The sequence below is a fragment of the Paenibacillus sabinae T27 genome (assembly GCF_000612505.1).
GTDB lineage: Bacteria > Bacillota > Bacilli > Paenibacillales > Paenibacillaceae > Paenibacillus_AQ > Paenibacillus_AQ sabinae.
Map to the genome: position 1 here is coordinate 5240842 of NZ_CP004078.1, position 18008 is coordinate 5258849.

General features: G+C 51.4%; 21 protein-coding genes and 2 tRNA genes. 2 read left to right on the top strand and 21 right to left on the bottom strand.

The window, feature by feature from the left end:
• Positions 1–154 precede the first annotated feature (154 nt).
• The 10 genes from PSAB_RS24195 to rpsF all read right to left on the bottom strand — a co-directional run bounded on the left by PSAB_RS24195 (position 155) and on the right by rpsF (position 10515).
• Positions 155–580 carry a CBS domain-containing protein gene (locus PSAB_RS24195; RefSeq protein WP_025337138.1) on the bottom strand — a complete coding sequence of 142 codons (426 nt, stop codon included), beginning with the start codon at positions 578–580 and terminating at the stop codon, positions 155–157.
• Positions 581–788: 208 nt separating this feature from the next.
• Positions 789–1820 (bottom strand): LCP family protein, encoded by a 1032-nt coding sequence (locus PSAB_RS24200; RefSeq protein ID WP_038597773.1) that lies wholly within the window; start codon positions 1818–1820, stop codon positions 789–791.
• A gap of 265 nt (positions 1821–2085) precedes the next feature.
• Entirely contained in the window at positions 2086–3027 is a 942-nt protein-coding gene (locus PSAB_RS24205) for a D-alanyl-D-alanine carboxypeptidase family protein (protein WP_025337140.1), read from the bottom strand.
• A gap of 75 nt (positions 3028–3102) precedes the next feature.
• The gene (locus PSAB_RS24210) at positions 3103–3972 is read right to left on the bottom strand and encodes an ABC transporter permease (RefSeq protein ID WP_025337141.1); all 870 of its coding nucleotides are present in this window, start codon (positions 3970–3972) and stop codon (positions 3103–3105) included.
• Positions 3969–4955, bottom strand: coding sequence for an ABC transporter permease (locus tag PSAB_RS24215; RefSeq protein WP_420835618.1), 987 nt, complete (start codon positions 4953–4955; stop codon positions 3969–3971). The genes PSAB_RS24210 and PSAB_RS24215 overlap by 4 nt, the downstream gene beginning before the upstream one ends.
• 13 nt (positions 4956–4968) lie before the next feature.
• Entirely contained in the window at positions 4969–6705 is a 1737-nt protein-coding gene (gene opp4A, locus PSAB_RS24220; RefSeq protein ID WP_025337143.1) for an oligopeptide ABC transporter substrate-binding protein, read from the bottom strand.
• 175 nt (positions 6706–6880) lie between these two features.
• Positions 6881–8827, bottom strand: coding sequence for an endonuclease MutS2 (locus tag PSAB_RS24225; protein WP_025337144.1), 1947 nt, complete (start codon positions 8825–8827; stop codon positions 6881–6883).
• Positions 8828–9392: 565 nt separating this feature from the next.
• Positions 9393–9665, bottom strand: coding sequence for a 30S ribosomal protein S18 (rpsR, locus tag PSAB_RS24230; RefSeq protein ID WP_025337145.1), 273 nt, complete (start codon positions 9663–9665; stop codon positions 9393–9395).
• Between the two features lie 21 nt (positions 9666–9686).
• On the bottom strand, positions 9687–10181 hold the full coding sequence (gene ssb, locus PSAB_RS24235; protein WP_025337146.1) for a single-stranded DNA-binding protein: 495 nt from the start codon (positions 10179–10181) through the stop codon (positions 9687–9689).
• A 49-nt stretch (positions 10182–10230) separates the two neighbouring features.
• On the bottom strand, positions 10231–10515 hold the full coding sequence (rpsF, locus tag PSAB_RS24240) for a 30S ribosomal protein S6 (RefSeq protein ID WP_025337147.1): 285 nt from the start codon (positions 10513–10515) through the stop codon (positions 10231–10233).
• Between the two features lie 219 nt (positions 10516–10734).
• On the opposite strand from rpsF, the gene PSAB_RS24245 reads away from it, so the two are divergent.
• The gene (locus PSAB_RS24245; RefSeq protein WP_025337148.1) at positions 10735–10932 is read left to right on the top strand and encodes a YjzC family protein; all 198 of its coding nucleotides are present in this window, start codon (positions 10735–10737) and stop codon (positions 10930–10932) included.
• 396 nt (positions 10933–11328) lie between these two features.
• Here PSAB_RS24245 and PSAB_RS24250 read toward each other — a convergent pair.
• The 10 genes from PSAB_RS24250 to PSAB_RS24295 form a co-directional block, all read right to left on the bottom strand.
• Positions 11329–11419, bottom strand: a tRNA-Ser gene (locus PSAB_RS24250).
• Between the two features lie 110 nt (positions 11420–11529).
• Positions 11530–11733 carry a hypothetical protein gene (locus PSAB_RS26310; RefSeq protein ID WP_051529820.1) on the bottom strand — a complete coding sequence of 68 codons (204 nt, stop codon included), beginning with the start codon at positions 11731–11733 and terminating at the stop codon, positions 11530–11532.
• Positions 11730–12209: an ABC transporter permease gene (locus PSAB_RS24255; protein ID WP_051529821.1), complete on the bottom strand. Its 480-nt coding sequence runs from the start codon at positions 12207–12209 to the stop codon at positions 11730–11732. The genes PSAB_RS26310 and PSAB_RS24255 overlap by 4 nt, the downstream gene beginning before the upstream one ends.
• Entirely contained in the window at positions 12202–13122 is a 921-nt protein-coding gene (locus PSAB_RS24260; RefSeq protein WP_025337149.1) for an ABC transporter ATP-binding protein, read from the bottom strand. Before PSAB_RS24260 ends, PSAB_RS24255 begins: the two co-directional genes overlap by 8 nt.
• 134 nt (positions 13123–13256) lie before the next feature.
• Positions 13257–14192: a sensor histidine kinase gene (locus PSAB_RS24265; RefSeq protein ID WP_025337150.1), complete on the bottom strand. Its 936-nt coding sequence runs from the start codon at positions 14190–14192 to the stop codon at positions 13257–13259.
• Positions 14189–14908 (bottom strand): response regulator transcription factor, encoded by a 720-nt coding sequence (locus PSAB_RS24270; RefSeq protein WP_025337151.1) that lies wholly within the window; start codon positions 14906–14908, stop codon positions 14189–14191. The genes PSAB_RS24265 and PSAB_RS24270 overlap by 4 nt, the downstream gene beginning before the upstream one ends.
• A 189-nt stretch (positions 14909–15097) precedes the next feature.
• A tRNA-Ser gene (locus PSAB_RS24275) sits at positions 15098–15188 on the bottom strand.
• A 43-nt stretch (positions 15189–15231) separates the two neighbouring features.
• Positions 15232–15444 (bottom strand): DUF951 domain-containing protein, encoded by a 213-nt coding sequence (locus tag PSAB_RS24280; RefSeq protein WP_025337152.1) that lies wholly within the window; start codon positions 15442–15444, stop codon positions 15232–15234.
• Positions 15434–16540: a mechanosensitive ion channel family protein gene (locus tag PSAB_RS24290; protein WP_025337153.1), complete on the bottom strand. Its 1107-nt coding sequence runs from the start codon at positions 16538–16540 to the stop codon at positions 15434–15436. The genes PSAB_RS24280 and PSAB_RS24290 overlap by 11 nt, the downstream gene beginning before the upstream one ends.
• Positions 16541–16553: 13 nt before the next feature.
• The gene (locus PSAB_RS24295; protein ID WP_025337154.1) at positions 16554–16811 is read right to left on the bottom strand and encodes a putative Se/S carrier protein; all 258 of its coding nucleotides are present in this window, start codon (positions 16809–16811) and stop codon (positions 16554–16556) included.
• Positions 16812–16926: 115 nt separating this feature from the next.
• Here PSAB_RS24295 and yyaC point away from each other — a divergent pair, with 115 nt between their 5' ends.
• Positions 16927–17532, top strand: a complete 606-nt coding sequence (gene yyaC / locus PSAB_RS24300; RefSeq protein ID WP_025337155.1) for a spore protease YyaC — start codon at positions 16927–16929, stop codon at positions 17530–17532.
• On the opposite strand, the gene PSAB_RS24305 is transcribed toward yyaC, so the two are convergent.
• Positions 17507–18007 (bottom strand): DUF4446 family protein, encoded by a 501-nt coding sequence (locus tag PSAB_RS24305; RefSeq protein ID WP_025337156.1) that lies wholly within the window; start codon positions 18005–18007, stop codon positions 17507–17509. The genes yyaC and PSAB_RS24305 overlap by 26 nt on opposite strands.
• Position 18008: the final 1 nt, after the last annotated feature.

Here is an 18008-nt window from a genome sequence, read left to right on the forward strand (position 1 = left end):
GGGAAAAAGCTTTATTCTCCATTATAGCACAAATGACTTTCCGCATCACGGCACCCTCTTGGCCCGGACCTGGGGCAAAAAAAGCCCGCATCCCCTATGTCGGAAATACAGGCTGCCTCCCTGCCGATAGCCTTGCTTGGAATTTGTTCGGCGCTTACAAGGATTCCAGCGATTTTCGGGATACGAACTTTTCACAATACTCAATAATTTGGCTCCGCCGGACAATGCCGATGAACTTGTTCATGTCGTCCACAACCGGCACAAAATTTTGTACTTTGACCAGATTAATCAGATCTTCCATGTCCGCATCGATGGATACCGGCTTGTTGTTCATCCGCAGCGGAACATCCTTCAGCAGAAATCTCGACGAATTTTCGAAGGTGACCTTTCCCTCCGATTCTTTCATGTACCAGAGCAGGTCTCCTTCCGTTACGGTACCGGCGTATTCGCCATTCTTGTTCAGGATTGGAACAGCTGTATACCGGTGGTATTCCATTCGTTCAAGCGTCTGACGCAGGGTGGAATCCAGCGTAACGCAAGCAACCTCCTGCTTCGGAAGCAGGAAAAACGCAATATTCATCTTCTAGGTCCTCCTCAAAGTCCCCAAGGAATAACGGCTTTCCCCTTGTCTCTCTCGGATGGGGTCCGCTTTAATTGATACGCAAAAGCCTTAACCGCAGTTCCAACAACAGTATACCATAGGAACAACAAGCAGCAGCCGGTAACTTTTCACCAGGGCTGCTGCTTGCGGGTGACTTCTAAGAAAGTTGTTTGAATCGCGAAAGGCTCTATTGGGCAGCGGACGTCGCCTTCGCTTCCAGCGCGTCGCCCGCTTTTCCCGGCTCGATCAGTTGGTCTACCGGCGTTGCGGCATTCATCCAGTTGTCGATCATCGATTTCGCTTTATTCAGATCCTCTTCATTTATTTCATCGTAATACACGCCGCCGATACGTGTGCCCTCACCCATAACGGTGAAGCTGGAAATATCGGCTTCCTTGCCGCCCAGAAACTTCTTGGCCAAACCGGTAATCATGGCGGGCGGCATATCAGTCTTGAAATTTTCGCCCATAATGTTAAGCAGCTCCGTCACGTTGCCGATTTGGTTCAGGGACAGCATTTTGTTCGCGAGCACATCCAGGAAGACCTGCTGACGCTTCGTGCGGTTAAAATCACTGTCTTCGCGGTAGCGCACATAGTTCAGCGACTCCTCGCCGCTATACAAAGACTTTCCGCCCACAATCGTAAATTTCTCATGGTCCTTGCCTTTGTTCTGGATCGTCTTTTTGATCGGCAGCGGCAGGCCGCCCAAAGCATCGACGGTATCCTTCAGCCCCTGGAAGTTGATCGTCGCATAATATTGAATATCATGCCCCAGCAGCGCCTCCAGCGTATCCTTGGCCATTTGCTGGCCGCCGAAAGCGTAAGCGTGCGTAATCTTATCCTTCTTGTTACCGTCATGGCCGATAATCTCCGTATACGTATCGCGGGGAATGGAGATGAGCAGCACCTTGTAATCCTCGGGACGGACCACCGCATAAATCATCGTATCCGAACGGGCCGTTTCCGTCTTGCGCTGGTCGGTTCCTAACAGCATAACAGAGAAAGGATCGCTCTTGTAGGCGATTGGTGCGGGCTTAACCGTGTTGTCTTCGTTTGTAAGCGGCTGATAGGACTTCTGCTGAAGCGTAGTCTCGACCTTGTCCGACAGGAACAGATCAAAAGCCAGAACCGTCAGCGGCTTGCGAAGCAAAACTCCTCCAGCTGCAATGATCAGAAGCAGGATAAGAGCAATATATCTTTTTTTCCACTTTTTTTTCATATCGATTCCTTCTTTTATTATAGAGTAGACGATAATCGCGATTGCTTTATTTGGAATGACCGGAGCGGTCATGGATTGGTTCTGCAGAGCAGAGACAAGCTCTATGCCGGCGCCCCTAGCTGGTCTTCCTCCTTTCGGCGCAGATTCTACCTAAATAAACAATAACACTATTGTAATCACTATGAAGGGAAAAAGAAACAACAAAAAACGACACATTTGGTTAAAAAAGCATTCCACCGCTCTCCAAAAGCGGCAGAATGCTTTCTTAGCCGAAGGCGCCGCCAAGGCGTCCCAGCAAGTATTTGAATCTTCGGACCGGCGGAAGCTCCATATAAAACGCGTAGTCGAACAGCTCGGCCGTCTCCTTGAATCGCTCCTCCTGGGAGTCCGCGCCCATTATGACGGCAATGACACGATGCCCTCCGCGCTCGGCCGTTCCCGCAAAGCTGTATCCCGTCCGTTCATCGTATCCTGTCTTTAGCCCGTCCGTTCCCGTGTAAGCGTAAGCACCGCCCATTCCCGGAAGCATCAGATTCGTATTGCTGACGTACAGCCCCTTGCTCTGCAGCTTCATTTGGGTCAGGCTGGAGGTCTCCAGCACCTCCGGATACGAAGTGATCAGCGCGGCCGCCAGCTTCCCGGCATCGACGGCTGTCATCCTTGTCTCTACGAGCTTGCCCTGCTGCCGTTCCGCGCTTGGCGGCGAAGCCCCCGTCGCATTGGCAAAGACGGTCTCCCCCGAAAGTCCGAGCGCCTTGGCCTTTGCGTTCATTATAGAGACAAATGCGCTTTCCGAGCCTGCAATATGCTCAGCAAGCGCCACCGCCGCATCATTGGCCGAATAGACGGTAACTCCCTGATACAGCTCTTTTACCGTATATACTTCGCCGGCCTGCATATTCAGCGTCGTCCCTTCCGCCGTTCCGGCACGGGCGCTGACCGGAACCTTATCGCTCCAATGAAGCACCCCCGCAGCCAGGCGGTCGAGCACGATCATCTGCGTCATCATCTTCGACATTCCGGCCGGGCACAAAGCAGCTCCTCCGTTGACATCCATCCAAAGCTTCCCGGTTTCAAGATCCATCAGCACCGCCGCTTTTGACCTGATATGCGGCTTCATGACGAGCGTTCCGTGCTCGATTGCTGCAAGCAGCACTATAATCGTCAAGACGGTGGCGGCCGCCCCCAAAATGCTCCGTCGCTTCATTTCGTCATCCTCCATACCTATATGACGAACGAAGCGGCGTTTTGACTTCATTTTCACAAAAAATTCCTAAAATGATCAATATTTCTCTTGGACCAGAAATGCCTTCTTGATTCCCTCGCTAATCAAATGAATCGAAAGAATTACCCCGGTAATCAGCAGAGAAGCCGGAAGCCATATCCACCATCGGTCCCTGATGACCTCCGGAGAGAGCGCATCCGCCATCATATTCCCCCAGCTTGGCTGACCGGCCGGCACGCCGAACCCCAGAAAGCTGAGACTCGCTTCGACTCCGATCATGGCCGCGAACGTCCACATCAGATTCACGATCAATAGTCCCGACAGACCCGGCAGCAGATGGCGAGTCAATATGCGCAGCGGCCCGGCTCCCAGTGAGCGCGCGGCCAGTATATATTCATATTCTTTAACGGCGAGCGTCTTGGCCCTGATGATCCGTGCAAATCCTCCCCAGCCCAGCAGCCCCGCCGTCCAGATCAGCGAGGGGATGCCGCCGTCCGGATAGATGCTCTTGACGACAATGACGATGATCAGGAAGGGAAAAGACAGCACGACATCGGCCGCCCGCATCAGCAGCGAATCCGCCGCCCGGCCGAAATAACCGGCCAGAACTCCTATCGCAGTCCCTGCACCGGCAGTCATAGCGGATACGCAAAGGCTGATCCATAGCGTCGTCCGGCCTCCGTATAACAGCCGGGACAGCACATCTCTGCCTCCATTGTCGGTGCCCAGCCAGTGCTCGGCTGTTGGAGGCTTATTCAGGCTCCGCAGACTGATCTTCACCGGGTCAGAGTCCGTAAGCCAGGGAGCAAGGAGACAAAGTGTAATTACCGCTGTAAGAAACAGCAGGGCTAAGACGGCTGGACGACTGGCGGCAAATTGCCGGACAGCGGCGTAGGTCCGGGAAGCAGGCGCATGGTTTTGCTTCATTTTCTTCCTCCGTCGTAACCCGCACGTATGCGGGGGTCAAGCAGACCGTACAGCACGTCCGCCACGATATTCCCGGCAACAATCATGAACGCTGTCATCAGCGTTACTGCCATCATCACCGCATAATCCCGGCCCGCCACCGCAGCCGCAAACAGCGATCCGATCCCCGGATAGGAGAACAAATTCTCGATGACGACCGAGCCGCCGAGCAGCCCTCCAATATCCAATCCCAGGAAGGTAACGAGCGGAAGGAGCGAATTGCGCAGAATATGCCGGTTATAGACCGTGGATCGGGATATGCCTTTGGCCATGGCCGTGCGCACATAATTTTTGCCGCTGTTCTCGATGATTTCTCCCCGCAAAAATTGCGTATACGCCGCGGTATTGAACAGGCCGAGCACGACCGCGGGAAGCAGGGCATGAACCGCCCGGTCTCCCAGCGATGACCATGCTCCCCCAGAATCGGCAGCCGTAACCGAGCCGCCAAGAGGCACCCAGCCGAGCACAACCGCAAACAGATAAATCGCAAAGATCGCCGCGATGAAGGTCGGGACCGCATAGGTAACATAGCTGGCCGTCAGGATTAACCGGTCCCTCCATCCTCCCGGATTGCGTCCGGAAATCATGCCGAGCACCAAAGCGCTTCCATAAGTAATGAGAAGCGACAGCATGGCCAGCAGCAGCGTTGCAGGCAGGCGCTGGCCGATGAGCTCACTTGCAGGCATTTTATACAGGAAGGATTGCCCGAAGTCCCCTGCAGCTGCCGCCTTTAACCAGCGCCAATACTGGATTGGCAATGGGTCGCCGTATCCTAGACTTTCCCTCATTTCCGCGGCATAACCGGGATCTTTGTTCCCCGGGTTCAGCCCTCCGCCCAGACCGTCCCCCGGCATCTGCTTGGCCAGCGCGAACACGGCGACCGAAATCAGGAGCAGCAGCGGCACGGCGCCAAGCAGCCTGCGAAGCGCGAATTTGAGCAGCATGGCCTTGGCCTCCCTATTTGCCGTCTTTTACCCACCACTTGTAGGGCTCGATGATGTTGCTCAGCGTACTGACCTTGACTCCCTGAAGCCGTTTGTTTACGGCTGTAATGGTCTCGCGTTCCGCAACAAATATCATCGGCACTTCTTCATTGATTAATTTCTGCCAGTCATAATACACCTGCGTGCGGTACTTCCGGTCATACGCTTTCAGACTTATCCCCTCCCGGATGAGTCGTTCGTTCTCCGCCGAGGACCACCGGGGGTAGTTCCAGAGATCATTCTTTCTCCACAGTCCGGTAGGATCGGGATCATTGGATAATCCCCAGACACCGTTAAACAGCTCCACTGAAGGATCATCCTCTTCGACCGCCGTATAGAAGGTGTTCATCTCCTTGAGCGCTCCGCCGTTCAGCTTGACATCCAGGCCCACATCCCGCCAATTCTGCAAAATAGCCTCCGTTCGCGGTTCGTCATTGGTGCCGCCGACCATGCCGTCAAAATGAATCACGAACTTCGCTCCTTTGGGATCTTCGCGCAGGCCGTCCCCGTCCATGTCCTTATACCCCGCTTCATCCAGCAGCCGTTTGGCCTTTTCCGGGTCATACGGGTACCGGTTAATTTGCGCCTCCGGAATTTTGGCCCAGCTTTTGCTTGAGATCGGCGTTTCCGACAGCTTGCCGAGTCCGTAAGAGAAAGCGTCAATGATGCCTTGGCGGTCAAGGGCATAGTACATGGCCTGCCGCAGTCTTTTGTCCGAGAACTTGGGGTTATCCATGACAATCTGCCCGGTCTTGCCGTCCCAGTGCCCGAATTTAAAGCCGATATACTCAAAAGACAAATCGGGCGTCTGCATCAGCGTAATGTTATCGAGCTTTTTCAGGCTTTCATATGCATCCCGCGGTGCCTGCTCGACATCGATCCGCCCCTGCTCGAACAGGCTTGCAATCAGCTTGTCGTCGAATACTTTATACAGCACGCCGTCAAGGAGGGGTTTGCCCTTGTAATAATCGTCGAACCGCGTCAGCTCGACAAATTCCCCCGGCTGAATATGCTTTACTTTGAACGGGCCGATGCCGATGGGGGCTTTACGCACCTGGTCACTGCTCGGCATATCCTTTACCGCAACTCCAGCAAAATATCGCTTATTCATCGGATACGCCCACAGATTATCAATCGTGTTCACACGGGCGGCCGTTACCGTAATCTTCATTGTATAGGGATCGATAACCTGGATGCCCGATATCTCCTTCGCTTTCCCGTTGTGATAAGCTTCGGCCCCCTGAATCATTTCCACACTGTAATAGCGCGGGCCCGTATAGTCTGGGTTGGCAATGACCTCAAGCGCAAATTTCCAGTCCTCCACGGTCAATTCGGTGCCGTTCTGCCAGTGAATGCCCCGCTTGATTTTAAAAGTGAACGTCTTATGGTCGGGCGACTCCTCCCAGGTTGCGATCCCGGGGGCAGTGGTCAAATCGTCCTTGACCGTAAACAACGGTTCGGTTATAAATTCCAGAACATGAAAGTCATCTTCACCTTCGTAAAAAGCCGGCTCAAATAATCCCTTGAACGGAGAAGGAAAGCCGTACGTTACCGTCCCGCCCGCTTTGGGGTCGCCTCCGGCATTGGTTGCCACAGAGGAAGGCTCTCTCCCGCCGCGATTGTCCGGAGCATCCGCTCCGCCGCAGCCCGACAGCAGCAGTGCAACGAAGAGCAGCGGCGCAAGTGCCCGGATTACCTTTCTGTTGTTCATTGGTCCCTTCCCTTCTCCTGGTTAAAATTAGCTGTGAACGCTTTCCCATCCAGTGGTCAATAAATAAACCATCGGTCAATTCAAGCCAACTTTGAATATCGAATGCAATAAATATTGGATTCTTCAAAATTTCAAACATCATACAATGCAATATTACTTGCGTCAATAGCTTTTATTACGACCCTTCCTCCTCATCCTTTTCCTTGATAATCATCAAGCCTTCCACATGCTTTCGCCCCATCAGGTGGCGCTTCTTCCGGTTCTCCTTCGTTTCAAGCACAATATCCAGATCATAATCTTCCGGGTACAGCTCCTCTTTGGATAAATACGGCTTCAGGCGTTTATGGTTAAACTGCATTTTATGCTTCTGCACCATGACGCCCACCATGCCTCTGGCATCCCGTTTCTCGTAGACGATTCCCGTCCTGCCCAGCGCTGTGACATAGACCGCGTCCCCGACTTCAAACACATGCGGCTGTTCCGGATGAACCTTCGCTTCTTTTTTCGCAGCGCTGCTGCCTTTTCCTGCTGTAGCCTTCTCTTCCTTTCTTCCTTCCCTATCATACCACAGGCGCATCTCTTGTTCGGCAAGCGGTTTCCGAGGGTGGCTGGCGGCAATTTGCCGCGAGCGTTCGATGACCTTTGCATCCAGACCGAGCTTCTCGGCGATCTGCAGCGCATAGCTGTGTCCCGCTTCTCCTATTGTCAGCTTATAGAGCGGACGCAGCGTCACCGGATCAAACTCCATTCGGGCATTTTGAAAATCCGGCGCTGCCGAGGCAAATACTTTTATTTCATTAAAATGCGTCGTGACGATAACATTTGCTCCTCTGCGGCTGAGCTCCTCCAAAATGGCGATCGACAGAGCAATTCCTTCGCCCGGGTCCGTGCCCGCAGCCAGCTCGTCGATCAACAGCAGCACATTGCGGCCTGCAGCCCGCAGCATTTCATCCACACCCTTCATTTGAGCGGAAAAAGTGCTGAGCGACTGTGTCAGACTTTGCCCGTCCCCGATCACGCTCATTACCTCAGAAAATACCGGAAGCTGACTCTCTTTATCCGCCGGAATCAGCAGACCCGATTGGGCCATCAGCGTGAGCAGGCCTACCGTCTTCAGCAGAACCGTCTTTCCGCCTGTATTCGGACCGGTAATCACAAGCGACTTATAGTCCAGACCGAATTCCACATCAATCGGAACCATGCCTTCAAGCAGCGGGTGCTTGCCTCCGAGAAGCCGCATATATCCCCGGTTGTTGAACGTTACCGCCCCCGCTCCTGTCTGGGCGGCATATTTGGCCTTGGCAAAAATAAAATCGTACACGCCCGTAATTTCAATATTCAGCCGCAGGGCTTCCTGCTCCCTTTCGATCAGTCCGGTCAGCATGCTTAAGATGATCCCCTCTTCCCGGGCCTCCTCGCTTGTCAGCATCTCCAGTTCTCCCTGCAACGCGGCGACCTCCTCCGGCTCCACATACACCGTCTGCCCGCTGGTGGACTGATCGAGCACTGAACCCTTGACCTGTTTATGGTACTCGCGCTTGACCGGAATTATATAACGGCCTCCCCGCATGCTGTACAGACTCTCCTGCAAAATGGACTGATGCCGCGACATGACACTCTCGATTTTCTTCAGCAGCCGCTCCTTCGTTACTCTCAGACGTTTGCGCACCTTCTCTAGTCCCTTGCTTGCCCCGTCGTCAATGACGCCGAACCGGATGCAGCGCTCGATCTCCTCTTTCACCGTCTTCAGCTCCATCAGCGAGGCGGCATACGCTCCTATTCTTAGGGAAGCATCTTTGGAAGCCATATACTTGCGCAGCTGGGAGCAGCTGTTCAGGAATACGCTCACCGCGGTAAAATCCTGCTCATTGAACAGATAACCCGTCCTGAGCAGCGACATCACCCATTCAATCCCTTCTAATGAAGGTATCGGCACACTCGATCCTTTCATTAATAATTCCTTGGCCTCCGCCGTCTCTTGCACCGCTCTCTGCACAGCCGTTAGTTCAGTCATCGGGACAAGCTCCCGAATGAGCAACCTTCCGGCATAGGAGACGGCATAACGTTCCACTTCTTTCTTAATCCGATTGTATTCGAGCGTTTCCCGGCTTGGTAAATGCATGTTCTTTCCTCCTCATTGGTTGTCGTCCGTCGGCCTATCGTTTTCCCACAACGCAAAAAAGGGCAAAGAATGCCACAGCGCATTCCTTGCCCTAATCTTTACACTGGTCCCTGTCTCTGGAGCCTTATCAGCTCCTTTTGTGGAATAAACAAAAAAACCGCGCTGCAAGAGCACGGTTCGTTTGCGTTGACGGGATAACAGCCGTAAAGAGGCGATGTTGACGCGTCGCGTGTTCTTAACTAAATCATTCACCCCAGGCACAGCTTTCCCCTGTCAAAAGACAATGCTAACTTACGCTTACGCGGCACACTTAAATAAGCATGCGCTTAAAGCAAGCAAAAGAGCAGCGGTCTGCCAGACCTGAAAGGTGATATGAAATTGCTTAGTTAAGAACGCTCACCGACATCAAAATTTCCCCTTCGTTGTAGGATGGTTTAAACTTACTATATTTTTCCGGCTTCGTCAATCCGCGAATGGCTCCAATCAGAACCAACTCATTCACCGCTGAGAAAAGGGATTGCAATTAAAAAGACAGCCGGATGACCGGCTGTCTTTAAAGCTTGTCTTACTCCGTAGTGTAAGGCAGCAGTGCGATTTGACGCGCGCGTTTGACAGCGATCGTCAGAGCGCGTTGGTATTTTGCGCTCGTGCCCGTTACACGGCGAGGCAAAATTTTACCGCGCTCACTGATGAATTTCTTCAGCAGTTCGGTATCTTTATAGTCAATGTGAGTAATTTTATTCGCAGTGAAGAAACATACTTTACGACGTTTGTTGCGGCCGCCACGGCGTGGAGGTCTCTTGTCGTTGTCTCCGCCTTCTCTTTGTTTAAAAGCCATCGTCTTTTCAGTCCTTCCTTATTAAAATGGCAAATCATCATCCGATATATCAATCGGCTTACCGTCGCCCGAAAAGGGATCCTGATTATTGTTGCGCGAGAAACCGCTATTTCCGCTGTTTCCGCGTCCGCCGCCGCCGTATGCTGGTGGCTCGGGCATATCCCCCCCGCCGGATGCGTTTCCGCTCTCGCGGCTCTGGGAAGATTCCAGGAACCGGACATTATCGGCAATAACTTCGGTGACGTATACACGCTTGCCTTCGTTATTCTCGTAATTCCGTACTTGGATGCGTCCCTCTACCGCCGTCAGCCGACCTTTGCGCAAATAATTAGCACAGGTCTCCGCCAGCTGTCTCCAGGTAACGACCGGAATGAAATCCGCTTCACGTTCGCCGCCCTGGCTTGTAAAAGGCCGGTCTACGGCAAGCGTAAACTGGGTTACGGCAACGCCTTGAGGCGTATAGCGCAGCTCAGGATCACGGGTCAATCGGCCGATCAGTATGACACGGTTCAACATTTGGGTCCCCTCCTTGGAGCGATTTCCTTACCAAGCGAACGCCGTGCTCTTAGGCAACATCGTTCGTGATGAGATAACGAATAACTTCGTCGGAAATCTTCATGATACGTTCCAGCTCGGTAACTACTGCAGGCTCTGCAGTGAAGTTAACCAGGACATAAACGCCATCACGGAATTTCTTGATCTCATACGCAAGACGTTTCTTACCCTGCACATCGTGCTTCGTAATTTCTCCGCCGTTGGAGATGATGCCTTGGAATTTTTCGACTGCTGCTTGAACGGCTTCTTGTTCAACGTCAGGACGAATAATGTACATCACTTCGTATTTGCGCATAACTTTCACCTCCTTATGGTCTAAGGCCCCTGATCAGGTCAGGAGCAAGGATCGAGCACAAACTCGAACTATAATAATATACCAAATTTGAATACGCGTTGCAACCTTTCTTCCCTTATATTCTGTCTGATTATGGACTTCCCTTGGGTACATGAAGCCGAAGCGCTGTGCGCACAATAGGACGGTAATCCATTTTTAAGTCCGAAAGGAGGGAACAGCATGGGTGAGCAGACCGAATTTGAAGAAGGCCAAAAGGCACCTAATCCCGGAATTTATACGGAGGTAGGCGAGGCGCGAAGCTTTCATACGGAGATTCAGAACCCGAAGTCGATTAAAATGAAGAAAGGCGACACTTTCCCGGAGACGACCAACAAGAACCGCAAGTGGAAAAAGGTCGAGAAAGCGCGCGTGCATTAATTTTTTTTAACGGTAATGTATAAATCGAGTTGTCCTGACCCATAATATAATCAGGCAGCACAAGAGAGAGGTGTGGTTCCGTTGGACAATGTAGTCGAACACAATCACAGGAACTCTGTTTCAGCCACTATTGTTGGCAAAGGATCACGCTGAGAGCCAAGTCGTAAAAGACAACAGCCTTGGTAGTCCTGACTCGCTTTAGGAGCTTTTTACAGAAGATTTCCAAAATCATTCAAGTGCTGCCTCTGGAAGGGCCCGAAAGGGTCCTTCTTTGTTATGGAACGTCGGCGTAATAGCTATGCCCCAACTGTCCGGCAAAAACCACAGCCTGTTATGGTGCGCAAAAAATCCTCCGCCCATTGGACGAAGGATTGTCGTTAGCTGTTATTAAGGTAATGGCGGAGAAGGTGGGATTCGAACCCACGCACGCTTTGACACGCCTAGCTGATTTCGAGTCAGCCCCCTTGGGCCTCTTGGGTACCTCTCCACTGCACATTAAATACACTTCCATTATCATAACATAAATGAATCCCTTCCGGCAAGCCTGCTGTTGAAAAAGCATCCCACCAGCCTTCGGCGGCTTCATGATTCCTATCTTCAGTCTATATCGTCCCGTTCCACCCTCCGGATGGATTGGTACGCGATTGCTATTCCCAGCAGTCCGAGAGATACCGATACGAACGAATAATTTCCCAGCCGGAAGCCGCCGAAGTCGGAAGAGATGATCGCTGAAACAAGTACTCCGCTCACGATCGTTGCCGGGACCGATTTTTTGCGCATGCCTACAAATAAAGGGATCAAGGCATACCCGCCGCATATACGGCGCTGGTTGCAGTATGGAGCACCATCGAGATCAGCAGGCTTCCGGTAATTTCGCCGGGAATTGCGTTGACGAAGCGGTTTATACCGACCAGGATGGCACCCAGTGCGGCGACCGATACAATAATATTAATCAGAGTGAACAGGAACACGATCATTAATTTCGCATACATCAGATTCATTCGCGAAATGGGATACGTAAACAGCAGCTTAATGGTGTGATTCTTATATTCGTCAATCACCAACCGGCCAAGCAGGACGGAAGCATAGACGATGAATGAAGACCTTACAAAGAGATTTAACGCCTCAAACACTTCGGGATAGGTTATAAATTCAGTCTGGTCAAAGAACACAAGCAAAATCATGAAAGCCAAAATGGCCAGGTTGGTGATGAGCACGCCTTTCAGCATCCCGGTCAGCTTGTACTTGCGCATTTCCAGCGAAATCAGCTTAAGCAATGCCCCTCCCCCCAATCAAGCTCATGAAATGATCTTCCAGCGTCGTTTTGCTCTTACTAATACTCTCTACCTCTACGTTCTCCAGGATCAGCGCCTTATTCAGTTCATGCTGCGAAACGCCCTCATCATATATCCGGATGGTACAGAAATCCATCAGTTTGAAATTGGTCAGGCGCAGTTTCTCTTCCAGCACATAAACCGCCTGGCGGACTGAGCTTGTCACAAGCTCAATGTATTCCGCATTCTGTCTGCGGATAGTTTCCATTGCGACCTCTTCCAGCAGGATACCTTCACGAATGACGCCGATCGTATCGGCGATCTGTTCAATTTCCCCGAGGATATGACTGGAAATGAGCAGTGTCATTCCGTACTCGCGGCTGAGCATTTGAAACAATTCGCGAAGTTCCTTAATGCCAACGGGGTCCAATCCGTTAATCGGCTCATCCAGAATCAGCAGTTCGGGTTTGGTCATCACGGCTCTGGCAATTCCCAGACGCTGCTTCATGCCGAGAGAGAACTCTTTTACCGGCTTCTTGTCGACCCCAGTGAGCTTCACCAGATCCATCACATCGTTAATCGCCTGCCTGTTGTAGAAACCCATATATTCTCCGTGCAGCAGCAGATTTTCCCGTGCGGTCAGCTTTTCGTAGAATACCGGGTATTCAATAATGCTGCCCATTCGTTTCAGCATCTCGTAAGAGTGGCTGGTCATTTTTTCACCGTAGAACTCAATTTCGCCTTCCGTCGGCTTCACCAGATTCGTAATCATCTTCATCACAGTAGTTTTGCCCGCACCGTTCGGTCCCAGAAAACCGTAGATTTCACCTTGCTTAATGTTCATGTTTACGCTGCTTACGCTCTTGTTTCCTTTGTACACTTTGGTTAAGTTTCGTGTCCGCAGAATGGTCGACATTCCCGCTGCCTCCTTATCATCAGTTCCTGGTATTTATTGTACTGGGGGGAATATTCTTTTTTATTAACGGATTCTTACAAAAATCTTAATACGAAGGCATGCGAGCGACATTTCCGGACATCCATCCGCCGGTTTCAAAAGTTTAATCTGGGAAAAGCCGCCGTAAAAGCTGTTCTTACAAAAGGCTGGCTAATCAGCGTAATCTTGCCGTTCATCTGCTCCGTCAACCGTTTCGTGATCGTCAGCCCAAGGCCGCTTCCCTGGTACACCCGGTTTCTTGAATCCTCAAGCGTGTACAGACGCTCGAACACTTTATCCTGATGATCCGCGGAGATTCCCTTCCCCTGGTCCCAGACTTCAATGTACACGGTGTTCTTATCGCTATACAGCTTTAACCCCAGTACCCCACCGTCAGCCCCGTATGTGATCGCATTGGACAGCAGATTGGACAAAATCCGGTCCAGGGCCTCCTCATTTCCCCTTATGTAACAGGGCTCATCGGGGATTTCGATGACTACTTCCGTTCCCTTGACGCTCAACGTATCATAGAAGGCCAAAATATTTCTCCGGCACACCTCCCCGGCCTCCACCCGTGACAGCGGAAGCTCCCGGTCTCCGGACTCCAGCTTGGCCAAATCAAAAAAGGTGTTCATCAGCGTGATCACCTCTTCAGCCTTCCGGTATATCGTCTTCAAAAGCCGCTCCCGTTCTTCCGCATTCATATCGCGGTCCTGAAGCAGCGTTTCGATGTACCCGAGAACGACGGTCAGCGGGGTCTTTAGATCGTGCGAAACATTCGCCAGCATCTGGCGCATGGATTTCTCCAGCTTATTTCTCCGGGCGATGCCCTCATGGTTGGTATCCAGCAGCCGGTTCATATCGGTAAGCAGCATCCTCAACTCGGGAGAGCTGCTGAATAACAGAAGCCGTTCCCGGGAATTCCGTGAAAGGATGTCGTTTAGCTTCTCATGAATATATTTTAGCTGGCGAGAATCACGGCGAAACCTCCGGTTCTGCATGGCAAGACCCAATAGAAGCAGACCGATCACAGCTCCCAGCACGGCGGTCATTGTACGGATTCTCCAAGCTTATACCCGATCCCCCAAAGTGTTTTGATAAACTCGGGATGGGAGGGGTCGTCTTCAATCTTTTCCCGCAGTCTTCTCATATGTACGTTAATGACATTTTCATCACCATAATATTCTTCTTCCCATACCATTCCGTAAACCTGCGCTTTGGTGAACACCCGGCCCGGATGGGTCATAAACAGCTTCAGGATATGAAATTCCTTGGCCGTCAGCTTCACCTCTTCCCCATTCTTCAGCACCGAAAAGTTATCTAAATCAACAGTCATCCCGCCCAGAGTTACGCTTGCTTTCTGATCAATAGTTTCCCCGGACGGGCTGCGGCCCGTGGCATACTCGGCCCGGCGGATGGCCGCCTTCACCCGCGCGGCAAGCTCGATCATGGAGAACGGCTTGCTAATATAATCATCCGCTCCAAAGCCGAGTCCAAGAGCCTTGTCGACATCCGTATCCTTCGCGGACACAATCAGCACAGGCACCAGACTGGATTTGCGAATGCTCTGAAGAATGTCCATGCCGCTGCGTTGCGGAAGCATCTGGTCAAGCAGTACAAGGTCAAATGGTCCTTTATGGCGAAAAGCCTGTTCCGCCGCCTCCCCATCAAAGGCGCTTTCCACTTGGTAGCCCTCTTTCACCAAATACGAGCGAACCATCTCGCTGATGGCTTCATCGTCTTCAACCAACAATACTCGATGCTGCAACTGCATTCCCTCCCATAATACATTGTCCCGGCCCCTCATCCGGTGTCAGGCACGTTCCTTTCCCTATTTTCAAGCTACCAAAATTACTCAGATAAGGAAACTCCAAAATTCACAAATAATCAAGACAAAAAAACCTCCTGCCTATTCAGGCAGAAGGTTCGTTTCATTCGTTATTGTTATGTGCTTTGGTGGCGGAGAGGGTGGGATTCGAACCCACGCACGCTTTGACACGCCTAGCTGATTTCGAGTCAGCCCCCTTGGGCCTCTTGGGTACCTCTCCGCAGCAAAATTTATTGTATCATGCTAGCAGGAGAATGGCAAGTTCAATTATTTTCCACTGTGTTGTCCGCGGAACGAATCACCTTTTTTAAATTTTTCTCGAATTTTGCCCGGGGAATCAGTACACTATGCTGGCAGCCCGTACACTTGATTCGAATATCCATCCCCATGCGGATGATTTCCATTTCATTCGTTCCGCATGGATGGGGCTTTTTCATCTGCACGATATCTCCCAGCTGAAAGCTTTTACGTTCCATCTGGTTCCTCCCCCTCTTCTTTAACCTTTCCCGCCGCCTGCTCCCGGATGCCCGTTGCCGCCGTCCGGCGTGCTTCCTGCTGTTCCGGCTTTCGCAAAGGCGCTTCCTTGTCCGCTAACGCTTCTGCCTCAGCTTCTGCCTCAGCTTGTGCCTCCGCTTTCGCCTGTGCTTTGGCTTCAGCCTCAGCTTTTTCTTTTGCAGCCCGTTCGGCTTCCCTTAGTTCCAGCTGCTCCAGCGCTTTTTTAATGTCGCTCTGAATTTGGCGCTGGGCAGCCTCCCTCTTATTAGGCAGCGTATGGGCTGTTACCCGGACGACATACTCGGAGGTGGTCATCGATTGAATCCCCAGCACATTCGGAAAAGCTACGACATTCTGATTGCGTTCCTCGATCCCCTGAAGCGCCTGACGGATAAGGCGCAGCGTTTCTTCCAGGCTTCGCTCAATTTTTACCGGAACATCGACTATCGCCAAAGCGTTAGCCATCGAGAAATTCGTCACATTTGCTATGGTCCCGTTTGGAATGATGTATATTTCACCGCTGCTGCCAAGGATCTTGGTCGTTCGCAGCCCGATGACTTCCACAGTACCCTTGAATCCGCCGGTCGATATGACATCGCCTACCGCAAATTGATCCTCTAGAATAATGAAAAAGCCGGTAATTACATCTTTAACCAAACTTTGCGCCCCAAAACCGATAGCGAGACCGAGCACACTCGCACTTGCCAGCAGCGGACCCAGTTCAAAATGAAACTCTGATAAAATAATCAGAATCATAATAAAATTGCAAACAATAGTTACTGTGTTCTTTAGCAATTCGCCAACGGTTGAGAGGCGACGCGTGTTCGCGAGCAGCCCCCTACTCGTCTTTCGTTCCAATGACCGGTCTATGATCCGGTACACCACCCGTATGATAATGCGCGTCAAGATAAATATAAAAATAATGCGCAGTCCCGAAAATAAAACATTGGCCCACATATCGGCATCCGTTAACCAGTTCCATACTTTATCTTTAAATTGAACCGCTTGATCTACCGCTTGATCCATAGTCTCTATCGGGGTGTCGCCATTCAGCAGCCATCCCGCCCGATGACTCATAGTCTCATCCTCCTCATGTCGCAATCAATTGATAAGAGCCGGTTTGTTCATCTTTGCCGTAAATGCCGCGAATTTCGATATTTTGCTCATCAATGATCTTGTCCACCTCTTCCAGCGCACTGCGAAAAAACTGAATCGACATGGCGCAGCCTGCTGTAATCTCTTTTGGCGTTGGGCATATATCAATTTCGATTTCGGCATATTCCAGCAGCATCTCGGCGCGAAGCGCCTGCTGCGTCGAGTCAAACGCGATCAGCAGCTCCTCGTTCATAGGTCACTCTCCTCTTAGGCTTCAGGTCTTATCTCTTCTTCCTGAAGTATAAAACGGTCTCTCTATCCATATACTAATTAATATCAAATAGAAACGTCGGGGAAAGGAAGATTATATGTATTATTCCTCTAAACCAGTGCCTTTGCAAGAGATGTCTTGTTTAAAAATATCACATGCGGACCCTGAAATCTATTCTGCGATCATCCATCGTCTCTTATTCCACTTTTCCCGCGTTCGTCCAGGATCTCAGATTGTGGTTGTCTGTATTGGCACTGACCGTTCGACCGGCGATGCTCTAGGACCGCTTGTAGGCACCGCCCTGTCGCGCTATCACAGCCCGCTGTTCACCTTGTACGGGACACTCGACAACCCGGTACATGCGGTCAATCTGGAGGAGACACTCGGCCTTATCCGGGAACAGCATCAGGAGCCCTATGTCATCGGCATAGATGCCTGTCTCGGGCATTCAACAAGCGTTGGCTCCATCCAGGTCGTTGAAGGCCCTCTGCGCCCCGGAGCGGGCGTAAACAAACAATTGCCGCCGGTAGGCGATATCCATTTGACGGGCATCGTTAACGTCGGCGGCTTTATGGAATATTTCGTTCTGCAGAACACACGGCTCAGTCTGGTCATGCGGTTATCCGAGATTATCGCTTCCAGTCTCTTTTCCGCTCTGAAGCAGTGGCATACCCATTCTAGGTCCGCTGCAGCGCTTGAGTAGTAACTTCCTTCTCTTCGGGGGACAGCGGGTATTGCGACTCTCCCTCTTTTAATGGCTTGGCATAGATGTAAGAGTTGTCCCGGCTGTGCAGGCTGGTGATAATTATGCCGTTTCCGCGTTCATCCACAGCAGCCATTGAGAAGCTGAGGTCATTCCCCCGCTCTCCAAAGGCGTTATACCGTTTCAGGGCCACACGCCCCTGCAAACCTTTCACTTTAAGCTGCAGTGCTTCCAGTCCGGCCTTTTGCGCCTGTTGATTCTCTTCCAGCATTTCGTTCTGATTTTTCAAATCAATCAGCAGGCTTTCCAAATCGTCGATTCCGGTTCCCGACATCATGGCATCATATTTACGCCGCATGGACCGTAATTTACTGCCTTGAACAAGAACGACAATAAGTATGAACAACAGCAAAATGGCTAACCCCGGAATCAGCCACTGCAGCTGATCGCTTATAAATTGATTCATTTCTGACATC

Excerpts from the sequence above, each read along its gene's own strand:
- PSAB_RS24195 (WP_025337138.1), bottom strand. The coding sequence starts at position 580 with ATGAATATTGCGTTTTTCCTGCTTCCGAAGCAGGAGGTTGCTTGCGTT.
- PSAB_RS24200 (WP_038597773.1), bottom strand. The coding sequence starts at position 1,820 with ATGAAAAAAAAGTGGAAAAAAAGATATATTGCTCTTATCCTGCTTCTG.
- PSAB_RS24205 (WP_025337140.1), bottom strand. The coding sequence starts at position 3,027 with ATGAAGCGACGGAGCATTTTGGGGGCGGCCGCCACCGTCTTGACGATT.
- PSAB_RS24210 (WP_025337141.1), bottom strand. The coding sequence starts at position 3,972 with ATGAAGCAAAACCATGCGCCTGCTTCCCGGACCTACGCCGCTGTCCGG.
- PSAB_RS24215 (WP_420835618.1), bottom strand. The coding sequence starts at position 4,955 with ATGCTGCTCAAATTCGCGCTTCGCAGGCTGCTTGGCGCCGTGCCGCTG.
- opp4A (WP_025337143.1), bottom strand. The coding sequence starts at position 6,705 with ATGAACAACAGAAAGGTAATCCGGGCACTTGCGCCGCTGCTCTTCGTT.
- PSAB_RS24225 (WP_025337144.1), bottom strand. The coding sequence starts at position 8,827 with ATGCATTTACCAAGCCGGGAAACGCTCGAATACAATCGGATTAAGAAA.
- rpsR (WP_025337145.1), bottom strand. The coding sequence starts at position 9,665 with ATGGCTTTTAAACAAAGAGAAGGCGGAGACAACGACAAGAGACCTCCA.
- ssb (WP_025337146.1), bottom strand. The coding sequence starts at position 10,181 with ATGTTGAACCGTGTCATACTGATCGGCCGATTGACCCGTGATCCTGAG.
- rpsF (WP_025337147.1), bottom strand. The coding sequence starts at position 10,515 with ATGCGCAAATACGAAGTGATGTACATTATTCGTCCTGACGTTGAACAA.
- PSAB_RS24245 (WP_025337148.1), top strand. The coding sequence starts at position 10,735 with ATGGGTGAGCAGACCGAATTTGAAGAAGGCCAAAAGGCACCTAATCCC.
- PSAB_RS24260 (WP_025337149.1), bottom strand. The coding sequence starts at position 13,122 with ATGTCGACCATTCTGCGGACACGAAACTTAACCAAAGTGTACAAAGGA.
- PSAB_RS24265 (WP_025337150.1), bottom strand. The coding sequence starts at position 14,192 with ATGACCGCCGTGCTGGGAGCTGTGATCGGTCTGCTTCTATTGGGTCTT.
- PSAB_RS24280 (WP_025337152.1), bottom strand. The coding sequence starts at position 15,444 with ATGGAACGTAAAAGCTTTCAGCTGGGAGATATCGTGCAGATGAAAAAG.
- PSAB_RS24290 (WP_025337153.1), bottom strand. The coding sequence starts at position 16,540 with ATGAGTCATCGGGCGGGATGGCTGCTGAATGGCGACACCCCGATAGAG.
- PSAB_RS24295 (WP_025337154.1), bottom strand. The coding sequence starts at position 16,811 with ATGAACGAGGAGCTGCTGATCGCGTTTGACTCGACGCAGCAGGCGCTT.
- yyaC (WP_025337155.1), top strand. The coding sequence starts at position 16,927 with ATGTATTATTCCTCTAAACCAGTGCCTTTGCAAGAGATGTCTTGTTTA.
- PSAB_RS24305 (WP_025337156.1), bottom strand. The coding sequence starts at position 18,007 with ATGTCAGAAATGAATCAATTTATAAGCGATCAGCTGCAGTGGCTGATT.